Here is a 14,696-nt window from a genome sequence, read left to right on the forward strand (position 1 = left end):
GAGGGGCGCTTGTGCAATATGTGACGTTGCCAAGCCCGGTCAGTAGCGCGTGACGGCAGTGCGTCCCGAAGCGGTGCCGATGGCGATGTGCGGGTCGCGGTGCTGGTCGGCCCAGGCCAGGATCCGGCGCATGGCCGCGTCCGGCACAGACACACAACCGGCTGTCGCGCCACGCCCGTTGACATGGAGGAAGATACCGGCGCCCCGACCGTGCACCGGACGGTCGTAGTTGAAGCCGATGACCAGGGCCCGGGCGTACTGCGTCGCGAACGTGACCAGATGCTCGGACTCGGCAGCCCGGCAGTCTGCGGGCAGCCCCTCCACCCAGCGGTTGTACGCGCGGGATCCGTTGTCCTGGCACCACCAGGACTTCTCCGTCACCCGGCGGTAGGGGTAGTCGGTCGAGGCGGCAGCGGCCCTGGTCCCGAAGGCGTACGGCAGGCCGTACAGCCCGGTCGGGGTGGTGAAGGTGCTCTGTTTCCGGCTACCGCCCTCGACCAGGCCCTTCGCGCCGAACCGCGCCACGGCCGAGCCCGCCGTCACCCACCGCCCGTCGCGGCGCCGGTCCCACCAGGTGACCTGGCCCGTGGTGGAGCCGGCGCTCGGGGCCTCGGCGGTGATCAGCTGGGTGCCGCCGCCCGTGTCGGCCATCCGTTCGGGGAGCGTGGCCGCGCGGCCGGGGACGGCCGCGACCGTACCTGCGGCGAGCAGAAGGAGCACGGAGCCAAGTGCGAGTCCGGGGCGCATGGTTCATGACCGTACGCGCGACGCGGGGGGCGCGCCGCCCGGACTGCGCCGTACGCGCACCCGGACGCTTCCCGGAGTCAGTCCGTACGCGCGGGGAGGGGGAGCGGCAGCGCAGGCAGCCCGTCCAGGCTCACTCCGACGTGGTCCTTCTTCTCGCAGTACGCGGCGAACTCCTCGTCCGACTTACGGCCGAAGTGCTCTGCGTGCTGCGTGCGCTCCTCCTGGTACTCCATGAAGGGCACGGCGAAACCGCAGGCGTCGCTGATCCGCAGCGCGTGGATGACGATGATCGCGCGGGCGCTCGGCCCGTCGACCTCCTTGAAGTGCGGGATGACATCGGCCCAGCGCGGGTCGTCGCGGAAGATCGCCTCACCGCTGCCGTGCACGCGCAGCACCTTGGGCGGGCCGGTGAACGCGCACCACATCAGCGTGATGCGCCCATTCCCCTCCTCACGGAGGTGAGCGATGGTCTCGGCGCCGCTGCCGCCGAAGTCGAGATAGGCCAGGGTCAGCTCGTCGATGACGACGAGCGTGCCGCTGCGGCCCTTGGGGGAGAGGTTGATATGCCCCTCGCCGCCGAGTGGGGCGGTGGCGGTGAAGAAGACGGGCTGTTGCTCGATGAAGCTGCGGATGCGGCCTTCTATTCGTTCGTAGCGCTGTCCCATACGAGGGATTATCCGCGGTGATCGATCACCGGGGCAGGCGGTTCCGGGCTCCCGTATCAGGCGGTCCCGGGCTCCGATATTCGTCTCGCGCTCCTGGCGAGGCACGGTCCGTACGGGCCGTACGGACCGCGTTGACAAAACATACGGAGGACTGCATAGTTATACCCATCACCGAATGCATCGTAAGGAGAAACCAGTGACCGAGCGCGTCGTACTCGCCTACTCGGGCGGTCTGGACACCTCCGTCGCCATCGGCTGGATCGCCGAGGAGACGGGCGCCGAGGTCATCGCCGTTGCCGTGGACGTCGGCCAGGGCGGCGAGGACCTGGACGTCATCCGCAAGCGCGCGCTCGCCTGCGGTGCCGTCGAGGCCGAGGTGGCCGACGCCAAGGATGAATTCGCCGACGAGTACTGCCTCCCGGCGATCAAGGCCAACGCCCTCTACATGGACCGCTACCCGCTGGTCTCCGCCCTCTCCCGGCCGACGATCGTCAAGCACCTCGTCGCCGCCGCCAAGAAGCACAACGCCGGTATCGTCGCTCACGGCTGCACCGGCAAGGGCAATGACCAGGTGCGGTTCGAGGCCGGTATCTCCGCGCTCGGCCCCGATCTGAAGTGCATCGCCCCGGTCCGTGACTACGCCATGACCCGGGACAAGGCGATCGCCTTCTGCGAGGAGAAGCAGCTCCCCATCGCGACCACCAAGAAGTCGCCGTACTCCATCGACCAGAACGTCTTCGGGCGGGCCGTCGAGACCGGCTTCCTGGAGGACATCTGGAACGGGCCGATCGAGGACATCTACGAATACACCTCGAACCCGGCCGTGCAGCGCGAGGCCGACGAGGTCGTCATCTCCTTCAAGGAGGGCGTCCCGGTCGCCATCGACGGCAAGCCCGTCACCGTCCTTCAGGCGATCCAGCAGCTCAATGAGCGGGCCGGCGCGCAGGGCATCGGCCGGATCGACATGGTCGAGGACCGTCTTGTCGGCATCAAATCCCGTGAGGTGTACGAGGCTCCGGGCGCGATCGCGCTGATCACCGCCCACCAGGAGCTGGAGAACGTCACGGTCGAGCGCGAGCTGGCCCGCTACAAGCGGCAGGTCGAGCAGCGCTGGGGCGAGATGGTCTACGACGGCCTGTGGTTCTCCCCGCTCAAGCGCGCCCTGGACGGCTTCATCAACGAGGCCAACCAGCATGTCACCGGTGACATCCGGATGACTCTGCAGGGCGGTCGCGCTGTCGTCACCGGCCGGAAGTCCGAGGAGTCGCTGTACGACTTCAACCTGGCGACGTACGACTCGGGCGACACGTTCGACCAGTCGAAGGCGCAGGGCTTCATCGAGATCTTCGGCCTGTCGTCGAAGATCGCGGCGCGGCGCGACCTCGCCTGATTCGATACGCGTACGACAGCCGCCCCTCCCCGTTCCTCCGCGGCGGGGCGGGGGTCCCCCAGGCTCGCAGGGCCCAGGGGGAGGGCGCACATCCACCCTCTTGAGGAGCTTCAGCTGTGAGCAGCAACAACGGTGACATGCGGCTCTGGGGCGGCCGTTTCGCCGACGGTCCGGCCGAGGCGCTGGCGAAGCTGTCGGCGTCGGTCCACTTCGACTGGCGGCTCGCGCCGTACGACATCGCGGGCTCCCGCGCCCACGCGCGTGTGCTCCACAAGGCCGGCCTGCTCACCGAGGACGAGCTGACGCGGATGCTGGCCGGCCTCGACCGGCTCGAAGCCGATGTCGCCGACGGCTCCTTCGTCGGCACGATCGCCGACGAGGACGTCCATACCGCGCTGGAGCGCGGTCTCCTGGAGCGCCTCGGCCTGGACCTCGGCGGCAAGCTGCGGGCAGGACGGTCCAGGAACGACCAGGTCGCGACGCTCTTCCGGATGTATCTGCGCGACCACGCCCGGATCATCGGCGGCTTGATCGCCGAGCTTCAGGACGCGCTGGTCGGCCTTGCCGAGGCACACCCGGACGTCGCCATGCCGGGCCGTACGCACCTCCAGCACGCCCAGCCCGTGCTCTTCGCCCACCATGTGCTCGCCCATGTCCAGTCCCTCTCCCGGGACGCGGAGCGGCTGCGGCAGTGGGACGAGCGCACGGCGGTCTCTCCGTACGGATCGGGCGCCCTGGCCGGATCGTCGCTGGGTCTCGACCCGGAGGCGGTCGCCGCGGACCTCGGCTTCGAACACGGCTCGTCCGCGAACTCCATCGACGGCACGGCCTCGCGTGACTTCGTCGCCGAGTTCGCCTTCATCACCGCGATGATCGGCGTGAACCTCTCCCGGATCGCGGAGGAGGTCATCATCTGGAACACGAAGGAGTTCTCCTTCGTGACCCTGCACGACGCCTTCTCGACCGGGTCGTCGATCATGCCGCAGAAGAAGAATCCGGACATCGCGGAGCTGGCGCGTGGCAAGTCCGGCCGGCTCATCGGAAATCTGACCGGTCTGCTGGCGACGCTGAAGGCGCTGCCGCTCGCGTACAACCGCGACCTTCAGGAGGACAAGGAGCCGGTCTTCGACTCCTGCGACCAGCTCGAGGTGCTGCTCCCGGCCTTCACCGGGATGATGGCGACGCTGACGGTCAACCGGGAGCGGATGGAGGAGCTGGCCCCGGCCGGCTTCTCGCTCGCGACGGACATCGCGGAGTGGCTGGTGAAGCAGGGCGTGCCGTTCCGGGTGGCGCACGAGGTCGCCGGCGAATGCGTCAAGGAGTGCGAGGCGCACGGCATCGAGCTCGACCAACTGACAGACGCACAGTTTGCCGAGATTTCACCGCATCTTACGCCAGATGTCCGTAAGGTCCTCGATGTGCCCGGCGCGCTGGCCTCACGAAACGGTCGCGGCGGTACGGCGCCCTCGGCCGTGGCCGTCCAACTGGCAGAGGTGAAGGCCGACTTGGCCGTGCAGCGGGCGTGGGCGGACGTCAAGCGCTGACATTCATGCGTGAGCCGCAGTCACACCGGCCAGGGCATCTGCCCTGGCCGGTGTGACATTTTCCGACGACGCACGTCTTGACGCCTCAGTAACTTGGAAGCAAATATTCCGTAACCCGGTCGGCATTGCCGAACGTCTTCGGCCTTACGACCGGCGCACGGAAAGGCCCCACGCCATGCGTCTACGCAACCTCATCCGCCCGTTGATCTCGGCCGCCGCGGTGGCGGTACTCGGCGCGGCGGGGCTCGCCGCATCCGGAAACGCCTCGGCCTCGGAGCCTGCCGTCGCCCCGCCCGGTGCGAACGACTGGTCCTGCAAGCCGGACGCGGCGCACCCGCAGCCCGTCGTCCTGGTCAACGGCACCTTCAAGACGATGGCGGAGAACTGGGCCACGCTCTCGCCGAAGCTGGCGGCAGAGGGCTACTGCGTCTTCGCGTTCGACTACGGCGACGCGGCCACCGCCCCGATCCCCGACTCGGCGGCGCAGTTGCGCGACTTCGTCGACACCGTGCTCAACGCAACGGGTGCCAGGAAAGCCGACCTCGTCGGCCACAGCCAGGGCGGCATGATGCCGCGCTACTACGTGAAGTTCCTCGGCGGCGCGACAAAGGTGGACGATCTGGTCGGCATCGTGCCGTCCAACCACGGCACCAGCAACCCGCTGGCGCTCGCCGCCGGCGCCACCGTCTGCCCTTCCTGCGTGGACCAGACAACCGGCTCCGAACTGCTGACGAAGCTCAACGCCGCTCCCGAGGCGCCGGTCGGCCCCGACTACACGCAGATCGCCACTCGGTATGACGAGGTCGTGTTGCCGTACACCAGTGCCTATCTCAGCGGTTCTCGCCAGTACGTCACCAATGTGCTGCTCCAGGACGCCTGTCCGCTCAACACTTCGGAGCACGACCAGGCTCCGAAGGACCTTGTCGTCGCCCAGTGGGTGCTGAACGCCCTGGAGCGATCGGGTCCCGCCGATCCGGGTTTCCGGCCCGACTGCCTGCCCGTCGGCTGACCTTCCGCTGACCCTCAGCCGCCTGGCCCAGCCTCATGGCCAGTCAGGCGGCTTTTGCATTCCCGACCGATGCTGCGGGTGAGACGCGCATTCCCCGTATGAGACAAATCTGTCTCACGTGGGGTATGGTTGTCTCATGCCTGTCGATCGCACCCATGTGCTGCACGAAGCCGCCGCCCTCCTCTCCCGTAAGTCCACCGCCACCATGGACGAGGTCGCACGTGCCGCCGGTATTGGGCGGGCCACCCTTCATCGGCACTTCGCGGGGCGGGACGCGCTGATCAAAGCCCTGGAACAGCTCGGTATCCAGGAGTTCGAGGCCGCGCTCGACCGGACGCGGCTCGATGAGGGCGGGGCCGGGGAGGGGCTGCGACGGCTCATCGCCGAGATGGAATCCGCCGCCGATCTGCTCGCATTTCTCGTCACCGAGAATCAGCTCTTCGAGGGCGACCAGATCAACGAGGGCTGGGCCAGGCTCGACGCCCGGGTGTCCGCGCTCTTCCGGCGCGGCCAGGAACAGGGCGAGTTCCGTATCGACCTGCCGCCCGCATGGCTGACCGAGGCTCTCTACGGACTCATCGGCGCCTGCGCCTGGGCCGTCATGGACGGCCGGGTCGCCAAGAACGACTTCCAGTACATGATCGCCGAGCTGCTGCTCGGCGGAGCACGACGGAGTGTGGAGAAATGAGCAGCACCGTCCAGCGCACGAGGCGGACGGACGAAACCCTGTACCGCCCCGGGCGCTGGCTCGCGCTCGCGGTACTCGTCCTTGCCGTGCTGCTCGTCGCCGTCGACGCGACCGTGCTCGGCCTCGCCACGCCGTTCCTCAGCGAGGACCTGCAGCCCTCCGGCACCCAGCTGCTCTGGATCGGCGACGTCTACTCGTTCGTCATCGCCGGTCTGCTCGTCTCAATGGGCAGCCTCGGTGACCGTATCGGCCGCAAGAAGCTGCTGCTGATCGGCGCGGTCGCGTTCGGTGCGGTCTCCGTGCTCAACGCATACGCCACGAGCCCGGAGTTGATGATTCTCGCACGCGCCCTGCTCGGTGTCGCGGGCGCCACCCTGATGCCGTCCACGCTCGCGCTGATCCGCAATATCTTCCACGACCCCAAGGAGCGCAGCCTCGCGGTCGGCGTCTGGGGCGCGGCGGCCTCCGCGGGCGCCGCGGTCGGACCTGTCGTCGGCGGCTTCCTGCTGGAGAACTTCTGGTGGGGCTCGGTCTTCCTGATCAACCTGCCCGTGATGGCGGTTCTGGTCCTGGTCGGCGTCAAACTGCTGCCGGAGTCCCGCGACCCCCGCCCCGGACCCTGGGACCTGATCAGTGTCGGCCTCTCGCTGATCGGCATGGTCAGCGTCGTCTACGCCGTCAAGGAGGCGGCGGTGCACGGCTTCCGCTGGGACAACGCGGCGGCCGCGATCATCGGACTGGCCGCTCTGTACTGGTTCGCCCGGCGGCAGCTGACGCTCGACTCGCCACTGCTGGACATGCGGCTCTTCCACCACCGCGGCTTCTCCGGTGCGGTCCTCGCCGATCTGCTGACCATTCTCGGCCTGTCCGGACTGGTCTTCTTCCTTTCGCAGTTCCTGCAACTGGTGCAGATGCGCACGCCGTTGGAGGCGGGACTGATCGAACTGCCCGCCGCGATCGGTGCGGTGGGCGCGGGTCTGCTGGCCGGCTGTCTCGCCCGCAGAGCCTCCGTACGCAGCGTGGTGGCCGGCGGACTGACAGCGGTCGGACTCGCGCTCGCGGCCTGTACGGCGGTCAGCGCGTCCACCGGAGTCCTGGCGCTCGGTATCGACCTGTTCATCGGCGGTGTCGGAGCGGGTCTCGCCTTCACCGTGACCGCGGACGTCATCCTCTCCAGCGTGCCCAAGGAGCAGGCGGGTGCGGCCTCCGCGGTGTCGGAGACTGCATACGAACTGGGCGCGGCGCTCGGCATCGCGGTGCTCGGATCCATCGTGACCGGTATCTACCGCGGCTTCACCGCTCCGCCCGGCGTCCCCGCCGAGGCGGCCGCGTCGGCGCACGACTCACTCGGCGGCGCGGTCGAGTCGGCCAAGGACCTGCCGCAGGATCAGGGCGCGGCGATGCTGTCGGCAGCGCAGGACGCCTTCACCGACGGCTTCCAGTCGGCGGGAGCGATCGGCGCGGCCGTACTCTTCGCGACGGCCGTCGCGGCGTGGTTCATGCTGCGCGGCCAGAAGCTCGAGGAAGGCCTCGAGCACCCGTAAGCACCCGTAAGGCATCGAACGGCAGTGCGTCCCTGAGCGCCGTAAAGCCTCGAATATCCGTCAGGCCCCCAGCGGCCACAAGGGTGAGTGACGACGAAAGAAGGGCCGGACCCGCCTGGGGCCCGGCCCTTCTCACAACTTCGCGTCACCCCGGAGCGACCGGCTCAGGCCGCCTTCGCCTTCGTCGCGTACATATCCACGTACTCCTGGCCCGACAGCTCCATGACCTCGGTCATCACCGAGTCGGTCACCGCGCGCAGCACATAGCGGTCGCGGTCCATGCCGTCGTAGCGCGAGAACTCCATCGGCTCGCCGAAGCGGACCGTCACGCGGCCCGGCCGCGGCAGACCGGCGCCGCCCGGCTGCAGCTTGTCGGTGCCGATCATCGCGAACGGAACCACGGGCGCGCCGGTCATCAGCGTGAGCCGCGCGATGCCCGTACGGCCCCGGTAGAGCCGCCCGTCGGGGGAGCGGGTGCCCTCCGGGTAGATGCCGAACATCCTGCCCTCCTCCAGCACCCGGCGGCCGGTCATCAGCGCGGCGACACCGCCGTTGGCACCGTCGCGGTCCACCGGGATCATGCCGCTGCCCGTGAAGAACCAGGCCATCAGCCGGCCCTTGACGCCCGTGCCCGTCACGTACTCGTCCTTGCCGATGAAGTGGACCGGACGGGCGCAGACCAGCGGAAGGATCATCGAGTCGATGAACGTGAGGTGGTTTCCGGCGAGGATGACCGGCCCCGTCCCCGGGATGTTTTCGGCACCTTCCACACGTGGGCGGAACATCAGGCGCAGGATCGGTCCTAGCACTGCCTTGATGAGCGACAAGCGGGACAACGGGTCCTCCGTGTCATGTGCGGGTGTCGTGGGGGCGGACGGTATGGCGGCGAAGTCTGTGCAGGTGAGGACGATACTCGTGGGTCACACCTGATCGCACATCGGGTTCATCGATCGGATACGCAGTGTTGACGTGTGTTTCCACTGCGTTCGTCCAGGCTCTGCCGTATGGAAGGCGTAGCTGCCTACCATCGGGCATCGCTTGACAGGTGCGGGACATCACACGGAGGAACGTCGATGACACAGGGTGCGGACGGAAGTCCCGGGCGTCGGACCGTACTGGGAGCGGCGGTGCTCGGCACGGCCGCCCTCGGGCTCGGCTCCACGGCGGCACGGGCCGACGAGCGCGACAGCGGACATGGTTCGTACAGGGACCTGCCCTCCCCGACGGTGATCGCCCACCGTGGCGCCAGTGGCTACCGGCCCGAGCACACTCTCGGCTCCTACCAGCTGGCCCTCGACATGGGCGCGCATGTCATCGAGCAGGACCTGGTGCCGACCAAGGACGGCCACCTCGTATGCCGTCACGAGAACGACATCACCGGTACGACGGATGTCGCGGCCCACCCGGAGTTCGCGTCCCGCAAGACCACCAGGTCCATCGACGGCGTCAGCCTCACCGGCTGGTTCACCGAGGACTTCACGCTCGCCGAGCTGAAGACGCTGCGCGCCAAGGAGCGGATCCCCGCCAACCGCCAGGAGAACACCCTCTACGACGGCCGCTGGGCGATTCCCACCTTCGAGGAGGTGCTGCGCTGGGCCGAGAAGGAGGGCCACCGGCGCGGCCGTCCCGTCTGGCTCCATGTCGAGACCAAGCACCCCACCTACTTCCGGGGGCTCGGACTCGGACTCGAGGAGCGACTTGCCAGGCTGCTGCGCCGGTACGGACGCGACCGCCGCAACTCGCCCGTGTTTCTCCAGTCGTTCGAGCCGAGCAGCATCCAGCGGCTGGCCGGGCTTGTCGACTCGCCGCGCGTCGTCCTGCTGTCGGCCGCGAACACCCGCCCCTGGGACTTCGTCCAGGCGGGCGACCCGCGCACGGTCGCCGATCTCGTCAAGCCCGAGGGCCTGAAGTGGATCGCGTCGTACGCGCAGGGCATCGGCCCGACCCTCGACCTGATCATCCCGAAGGACGCGAACGGCAAGCTGGGCACGCAGACGACACTGGTGCGGGACGCGCACGCCGAGGGACTGATCCTGCACCCGTACACGATGCGCAACGAGAACACCTTCCTGCCCGCCGACTTCCGGCGCGGCACGGACCCGAACGCCTACGGCGACGCCTTCGGCGCCTTCAAGGTCTACTTCGAGACCGGCATCGACGGGATCTTCACCGACAACTCGGACACGGGTCTGCTGGCCGCCGCCGACTTCCGCGGCTGACGCACAGACGACCCCCGACCTGCCCGAACGGGTGACTGTGCCGTCTCGCGGCAACCGCCGCCGCGCGGCGGCACGTCCCGCCGGACATGACGCTTCTCGAAGACACCCCCGCCCATGTGGTCCGCGCGCTGCGCCCGCTGGTGAGCGCGGAGGCCACGGCCGAGGCGCCGGGCACCGCGTTGGAGGCCGGCGACCTCGAACAGGCCGTCTGGGTGCGGCTGCTCGAGCGACTCGACCGTGACGGGCCGCCGCCGGACGCCGCCCGCTGGGTCAAGTCGGCCGTACGAGCGGAAGCGCGCCGCGCCCGGCGGACGGCCGCCCGTGAACTCCCGTACGGCCAGGAGCCCTCAGCCGACCCGGCCGGCAGTCCCGAACGCACCGCGCTCCGGGCGGAGCGGCACCTCTCGCTGCGGGCCGCCGTCGCACGGACGCCCGGCAACTGCCCGCGGCTGCTCACCGCGATGCTGTCCCCGGACGACCCGACCTACCGGGAAATCGCAGGGGCGTTGGGAATCTCACAGGGCAGTCTGGGGCCGATGCGTTCCCGCTGCCTGGGATGCCTGCGCAGAATGCTGACGGCAGAGGTTGGCGCTCCTGAACACGGGGGAAAGGAGCGGTAGACAACCGGCGGACAGGTGAGCGGGAGGCATGCGCACATGGGCATGAGCGTGACCATCTCAGCGGCAGCGGCGCAGGATGCGGAGCACATCCTGAAGCTGCAGTATCTGTGCTACCAGACCGAGGCCGAACTCTACGGCGACTACGGAATCGAGCCCCTCACCCAGTCCCTCGAGAGTCTGCGGGCCGAAATAGCGCTGGGCCATGCCCTGGTGGCCCGGCTGGGTGACGAGGTGGTGGCTTCCGTACGCGGCAGGGTCGACGAGGGCGGGACGGCCCGCATCGCCAAGCTCATCGTCCATCCACGGATGCAGCGCCACGGCCTGGGCGGACGGCTGCTGGACGCGATCGAGGAGCGCTTCGCCGGGGAGCCGGCCGCCAAGCGGTTGCAGCTCTTCACCGGCCATCGCAGCGAGAGCAATCTGCGGTTGTACCGCAGCCGCGGCTATGTCCAGGTGTCCAGCGAGCAGGTCGGCCCGAGGCTCACACTCGTCACGCTGGAGAAGGAGTCCGAGGCGCGCGCGTATGTCGCCAGCGCCTAGCCGACCTGGCCGTCCTGACCGTCGGGCTGCGTCGCGTCCGTACGGGACCGGCGCAGCCAGAGCATTCCGGTGACCGGCAGCAGGACCGGGATGAAGATGTAGCCCATGCCGTACTTCGACCAGACCGTCGCGTCCGGGAAGGCGGACGGCTCCACCACGGTCCAGGTCCCGACGATCAGTACCCCCGCGAGCTCGGCGGCGCAGCACACCAGTGCCGCCCTGCGGGCCGTCTCTCCGCCGCGGACGAGGGTGTACGTGATGAACGCGTACACCACGGCCGCGACGGCGGAGAGCGTACGGGCGAGCGGCGCCGAGTCGTAGTCGGTGAGGATCTGGTAGACCGAGCGCGACACCGCGCCCACCGACATCACGCCGTACAGCCAGACCAGCAGCACTCCAGGTCCCTGGACCAGCTTGGTCCGCTGCTTCGTCTGCTGCGCCTGCTTCGCTCCGGTGACGGGCTCGGCCATCGTCAGCCTCCCCAGATGTCGTAGAGCCGTACTTCGAGCACTGCCAGTACCACCGCGCCGGCCGCGACCGTCGCCGAGCCCCAGCGGGTCCGCTCGGCCAGCGACAGGAAGCCCGCCGCCGGTACCGCGGCGAACGAGCCGATCAGATACGCGATGAAGATCGCGGTGCCCTCCTGCGCCTTGTCGCCGCTCGCCAGCTGCACGACCCCGACCACCAGTTGCGCGAGCGCCAGCACCGACACCACGGCCATGCCGATGAAGTGCCAGTCCTTGGTGGGCTGATCGCGGTAGGCGGCGAAGCCGCACCAGGCGGCGAGGGCGAGCGCGGTCACGGTGACCGCGACCGTCAGGGCGTCAAGCATGGACCCGAGAGTATTACGGGCCAAAAGGCCCGATGCGCGCGGCCCCGTGCGCCCCGTAGGGTCGACGACCATGAAGATCCACGCCGAAGCCCTGCTGTTCGACAACGACGGAACGCTCGTCTCCTCGATGGAGTCCGTCGACCGCTGCTGGACCCTCTGGGCGCAGGAGTACGGAATCACGGCGGAGGACTTCGCCCGCGTCGAACGGCACGGCCGCCCTGCCGTGGAGATAGCCGCCGATCTGGTGCCCGCGGACATGGTGCCCGAGGCCCTGGCCCGTATCGAACAGCTCGAGGTCGAGGACGTGGTCGGCGGAGTCGTCCTGCTGCCCGGTACCGCCGAGCTGCTTGCGCGGCTGCCTGCGGACCGCTGGGCCGTGGTCACCTCCGCGACCCGGCGGCTTGCCGAAGCCAGGCTCGAAGAGGTCGGCATCCGGCCCAAGTGCCTGATCGCCGCCGACGACATCAAGCGCGGTAAGCCCGACCCGGAGCCGTACCTGCTCGGGGCGCGCCGGCTCGGCGTGGATCCGGCGCGCTGCGTCGTCTTCGAGGACGCGCCGGCGGGGCTGACCGCGGGGCGCGCGGCCGGTATGCGGACCGTGGGCTTGGCCACAACACACCAGCGTTCCGAGCTCGTCGCCGATGTCGTCGTGCGTGACCTCTCGGCCGTGTCCGTGCAGGCCGCCGGAGGGGGAGTGGAGATCACCGCGGCGGAATGAGTCAGTCCAAATGCTGTATCAAGGATGTCCGCTATTCGGACAACCTGGATCGCTCGGCAGGCAGGTCTGCTTTACTTGCCGACATGACCAGGACGAGCAGCCGCACCCTTGCGACCGAGGCGATCACGACGCCCGGTGCTCGTTGTATGTGTCGAATGTGCGCCAACTGAGGGCCCCTGCCTGAGCCTCGCGCCCCGAAGCGAGACCGACAGCCGCGCCGAATCCGATTCTTCCGCCTGGAACGCATCGGACCGAGCCTGCCCCCGCGCACGCGTTGTTCCCGGCCACAAGCCGAATCAGCCGTGCTGCGCCTGACTGTCCAAACCCGAATGCCCCGTGCCCGGCGGACACCGCGCCGCGCACTCGACAGTGACGGAAACCCCTGTGATCACCACTACGGGCCTTACCAAGGTCTACCAGTCGCGAGGCCGCGAGGTCACCGCTCTGGACGGCGTCGACCTGCACGTCCGTGAAGGCGAGGTCTTCGGAGTCATCGGCCAGAGCGGCGCCGGCAAGTCCTCGCTCATCCGCTGCGTGAATCTGCTGGAGCGCCCCACCGCCGGCACCGTGACCGTCGCCGGCCAGGACCTCACCGCGCTGGCCGGACGCGGCCGTCGCGCCGGCAAGGAACTGCGCGAGGCGCGCAGCCGTATCGGCATGGTCTTCCAGCACTTCAACCTGCTGTCCTCGCGCACCGTCAAGGACAACGTCGAACTGCCCCTGGAGATCCTCGGGATCTCCGGCGCCGAGCGCTCCCGCAAGGCACTCGAGCTGCTCGATCTGGTGGGCCTCGCCGACAAGGCGACGGCGTACCCCGGACAGCTCTCCGGCGGCCAGAAGCAGCGCGTCGGCATCGCCCGCGCACTCGCCGGCGACCCGAAGGTGCTGCTCTCCGACGAGGCGACCAGCGCACTCGACCCCGAGACCACCCGCTCGATCCTGCAGCTGCTGCGGGACCTCAACCGGCAGCTCGGACTGACTGTGCTGCTCATCACGCACGAGATGGACGTCGTCAAGACGATCTGCGACTCGGCCGCCCTGATGAAGAAGGGGAAGATCATCGAATCCGGAACGGTGAGTGAACTGCTCGCGACGCCCGGCTCCGAGCTGGCCCAGGAGCTCTTCCCGGTCGGCGGCGAGGCCTCCGGACCCGAGAGCACGGTCATCGACGTCACTTTCCACGGCGACGCCGCCACCCAGCCGGTGATTTCCCAGCTCTCGCGTACGTACAACATCGACATCTCGATCCTCGGCGCCGCGATGGACACCGTCGCGGGCAAGCAGATCGGCCGGATGCGTATCGAACTGCCCGGCCGCTACGAGGAGAACGTCGTCCCGGTCGGCTTCCTGCGCGAGCAGGGCCTGCAGGTCGATGTCGTAGACCCCGACGCCCCCGCCGAATCGGTGACTCTCCCTGCGCAGGCCTCCGCACTGGTCAAGGAAGGTGCCAAGTGAACTGGTCGGAGATGCAGCCGCTGCTGAGCCAGGGCACCGTCGACACCCTCTACATGGTGCTGTGGTCCACCCTCGTCACCGTCGCCGGCGGACTGCCGCTCGGTGTGCTGCTCGTCCTCACCGACAAGGGCGGACTGCTGCAGAACACCACGGTGAACAAGGTCGTCGGCGTGATCGTGAACATCGGCCGCTCGTTGCCGTTCATCATTCTGCTGATCGCGCTGATCCCCTTCACCACCCTGGTCGTCGGAACCTTCATCGGCCCCACCGCGATGATCGTGCCGCTCGCCGTCGGCGCCATTCCGTTCTTCGCCCGGCTCGTCGAGACGGCGATCCGCGAGGTCGACCACGGCCTGGTCGAGGCCGTCCAGGCGATGGGCGGATCCATTTCGACGATCGTCCGCAAGGTGCTGCTGCCGCAGGCCCTGCCGTCGCTCGTCTCCGCCGTCACCACCACCGTGATCGTGCTCGTCGGCTACTCGGCGATGGCCGGCGCGGTCGGCGGCGAGGGTCTTGGCTCCAAGGCCGTGACCTACGGATTCCAGCGCTTCGAGACCCAGTTCATGCTCATCACGGTCGTCATCCTGATCGCCCTGGTGACCGTCGTACAGCTCATCGGTGACGGGGTCGTACGACTCCTGGCGCGCCGTGGCCGTACCGCCTGACTCACCCCCAGACCTCATTCCAAGAAGCCCGCACTCCTTGTCCGGGCAACGTTCCGCACC

At 68.8% G+C, this 14,696-nt stretch carries 16 protein-coding genes; 11 read left to right on the forward strand and 5 right to left on the reverse strand.

The features are described 5' to 3' along the window. Positions 1-39: 39 nt before the first annotated feature. Entirely contained in the window at positions 40-747 is a 708-nt protein-coding gene (locus AB0D12_RS10425; protein ID WP_362679260.1) for a L,D-transpeptidase family protein, read from the reverse strand. A gap of 77 nt (positions 748-824) precedes the next feature. Beyond that, complete coding sequence (locus AB0D12_RS10430; protein WP_362679264.1) at positions 825-1,412, reverse strand: pyridoxamine 5'-phosphate oxidase family protein; 588 nt, start codon at positions 1,410-1,412, stop codon at positions 825-827. A gap of 196 nt (positions 1,413-1,608) precedes the next feature. Here AB0D12_RS10430 and AB0D12_RS10435 point away from each other — a divergent pair, with 196 nt between their 5' ends. The 5 genes from AB0D12_RS10435 to AB0D12_RS10455 all read left to right on the forward strand — a co-directional run bounded on the left by AB0D12_RS10435 (position 1,609) and on the right by AB0D12_RS10455 (position 7,587). Next, positions 1,609-2,802 carry an argininosuccinate synthase gene (locus AB0D12_RS10435; protein ID WP_326648662.1) on the forward strand — a complete coding sequence of 398 codons (1,194 nt, stop codon included), beginning with the start codon at positions 1,609-1,611 and terminating at the stop codon, positions 2,800-2,802. Positions 2,803-2,918: 116 nt separating this feature from the next. Further along, a complete protein-coding gene (gene argH, locus AB0D12_RS10440) occupies positions 2,919-4,346 on the forward strand; it encodes an argininosuccinate lyase (RefSeq protein WP_362679267.1) in 1,428 nt (475 codons plus the stop codon). Between the two features lie 175 nt (positions 4,347-4,521). Continuing rightward, positions 4,522-5,355 carry an alpha/beta fold hydrolase gene (locus AB0D12_RS10445; RefSeq protein WP_362679270.1) on the forward strand — a complete coding sequence of 278 codons (834 nt, stop codon included), beginning with the start codon at positions 4,522-4,524 and terminating at the stop codon, positions 5,353-5,355. Positions 5,356-5,491: 136 nt separating this feature from the next. Next, positions 5,492-6,043 carry a TetR/AcrR family transcriptional regulator gene (locus AB0D12_RS10450; protein ID WP_362679273.1) on the forward strand — a complete coding sequence of 184 codons (552 nt, stop codon included), beginning with the start codon at positions 5,492-5,494 and terminating at the stop codon, positions 6,041-6,043. After that, positions 6,040-7,587 carry an MFS transporter gene (locus AB0D12_RS10455; protein ID WP_362679276.1) on the forward strand — a complete coding sequence of 516 codons (1,548 nt, stop codon included), beginning with the start codon at positions 6,040-6,042 and terminating at the stop codon, positions 7,585-7,587. Before AB0D12_RS10450 ends, AB0D12_RS10455 begins: the two co-directional genes overlap by 4 nt. Positions 7,588-7,751: 164 nt before the next feature. Here AB0D12_RS10455 and AB0D12_RS10460 read toward each other — a convergent pair whose 3' ends face one another. Continuing rightward, a complete protein-coding gene (locus AB0D12_RS10460; RefSeq protein ID WP_362679723.1) occupies positions 7,752-8,468 on the reverse strand; it encodes a lysophospholipid acyltransferase family protein in 717 nt (238 codons plus the stop codon). Positions 8,469-8,660: 192 nt separating this feature from the next. Here AB0D12_RS10460 and AB0D12_RS10465 point away from each other — a divergent pair, with 192 nt between their 5' ends. The 3 genes from AB0D12_RS10465 (at position 8,661) to AB0D12_RS10475 (ending at position 10,966) form a co-directional block, all read left to right on the forward strand. Then, on the forward strand, positions 8,661-9,806 hold the full coding sequence (locus AB0D12_RS10465; protein ID WP_362679278.1) for a glycerophosphodiester phosphodiesterase: 1,146 nt from the start codon (positions 8,661-8,663) through the stop codon (positions 9,804-9,806). Positions 9,807-9,892: 86 nt separating this feature from the next. Then, positions 9,893-10,426 (forward strand): sigma-70 family RNA polymerase sigma factor, encoded by a 534-nt coding sequence (locus tag AB0D12_RS10470; RefSeq protein ID WP_362679281.1) that lies wholly within the window; start codon positions 9,893-9,895, stop codon positions 10,424-10,426. Positions 10,427-10,462: 36 nt separating this feature from the next. Continuing rightward, positions 10,463-10,966: a GNAT family N-acetyltransferase gene (locus AB0D12_RS10475; protein WP_362679284.1), complete on the forward strand. Its 504-nt coding sequence runs from the start codon at positions 10,463-10,465 to the stop codon at positions 10,964-10,966. Here AB0D12_RS10475 and AB0D12_RS10480 read toward each other — a convergent pair. Then, positions 10,963-11,436, reverse strand: coding sequence for a hypothetical protein (locus AB0D12_RS10480; protein WP_362679287.1), 474 nt, complete (start codon positions 11,434-11,436; stop codon positions 10,963-10,965). The two genes, AB0D12_RS10475 and AB0D12_RS10480, sit on opposite strands and share 4 nt — an antisense overlap. Positions 11,437-11,438: 2 nt before the next feature. Next, positions 11,439-11,798, reverse strand: a complete 360-nt coding sequence (locus AB0D12_RS10485) for a hypothetical protein (protein WP_362679290.1) — start codon at positions 11,796-11,798, stop codon at positions 11,439-11,441. 70 nt (positions 11,799-11,868) lie between these two features. On the opposite strand from AB0D12_RS10485, the gene AB0D12_RS10490 reads away from it, so the two are divergent. The 3 genes from AB0D12_RS10490 (at position 11,869) to AB0D12_RS10500 (ending at position 14,636) form a co-directional block, all read left to right on the forward strand. Continuing rightward, complete coding sequence (locus AB0D12_RS10490; protein ID WP_362679293.1) at positions 11,869-12,516, forward strand: HAD family hydrolase; 648 nt, start codon at positions 11,869-11,871, stop codon at positions 12,514-12,516. Positions 12,517-12,852: 336 nt separating this feature from the next. Further along, a complete protein-coding gene (locus AB0D12_RS10495; protein ID WP_362679296.1) occupies positions 12,853-13,971 on the forward strand; it encodes an ATP-binding cassette domain-containing protein in 1,119 nt (372 codons plus the stop codon). After that, positions 13,968-14,636: a methionine ABC transporter permease gene (locus AB0D12_RS10500; protein ID WP_362679299.1), complete on the forward strand. Its 669-nt coding sequence runs from the start codon at positions 13,968-13,970 to the stop codon at positions 14,634-14,636. The genes AB0D12_RS10495 and AB0D12_RS10500 overlap by 4 nt, the downstream gene beginning before the upstream one ends. Positions 14,637-14,696: the final 60 nt, after the last annotated feature.

This window comes from Streptomyces sp. NPDC048479 (genome assembly GCF_040651435.1).
In the GTDB taxonomy this organism is placed as follows: domain Bacteria; phylum Actinomycetota; class Actinomycetes; order Streptomycetales; family Streptomycetaceae; genus Streptomyces.

Coding starts and splice junctions, on each gene's coding strand:
- AB0D12_RS10425 (WP_362679260.1), bottom strand. CDS start 747: ATGCGCCCCGGACTCGCACTTGGCTCCGTGCTCCTTCTGCTCGCCGCA.
- AB0D12_RS10430 (WP_362679264.1), bottom strand. CDS start 1,412: ATGGGACAGCGCTACGAACGAATAGAAGGCCGCATCCGCAGCTTCATC.
- AB0D12_RS10445 (WP_362679270.1), top strand. CDS start 4,522: ATGCGTCTACGCAACCTCATCCGCCCGTTGATCTCGGCCGCCGCGGTG.
- AB0D12_RS10450 (WP_362679273.1), top strand. CDS start 5,492: ATGCCTGTCGATCGCACCCATGTGCTGCACGAAGCCGCCGCCCTCCTC.
- AB0D12_RS10455 (WP_362679276.1), top strand. CDS start 6,040: ATGAGCAGCACCGTCCAGCGCACGAGGCGGACGGACGAAACCCTGTAC.
- AB0D12_RS10465 (WP_362679278.1), top strand. CDS start 8,661: ATGACACAGGGTGCGGACGGAAGTCCCGGGCGTCGGACCGTACTGGGA.
- AB0D12_RS10470 (WP_362679281.1), top strand. CDS start 9,893: ATGACGCTTCTCGAAGACACCCCCGCCCATGTGGTCCGCGCGCTGCGC.
- AB0D12_RS10475 (WP_362679284.1), top strand. CDS start 10,463: ATGGGCATGAGCGTGACCATCTCAGCGGCAGCGGCGCAGGATGCGGAG.
- AB0D12_RS10480 (WP_362679287.1), bottom strand. CDS start 11,436: ATGGCCGAGCCCGTCACCGGAGCGAAGCAGGCGCAGCAGACGAAGCAG.
- AB0D12_RS10485 (WP_362679290.1), bottom strand. CDS start 11,798: ATGCTTGACGCCCTGACGGTCGCGGTCACCGTGACCGCGCTCGCCCTC.
- AB0D12_RS10490 (WP_362679293.1), top strand. CDS start 11,869: ATGAAGATCCACGCCGAAGCCCTGCTGTTCGACAACGACGGAACGCTC.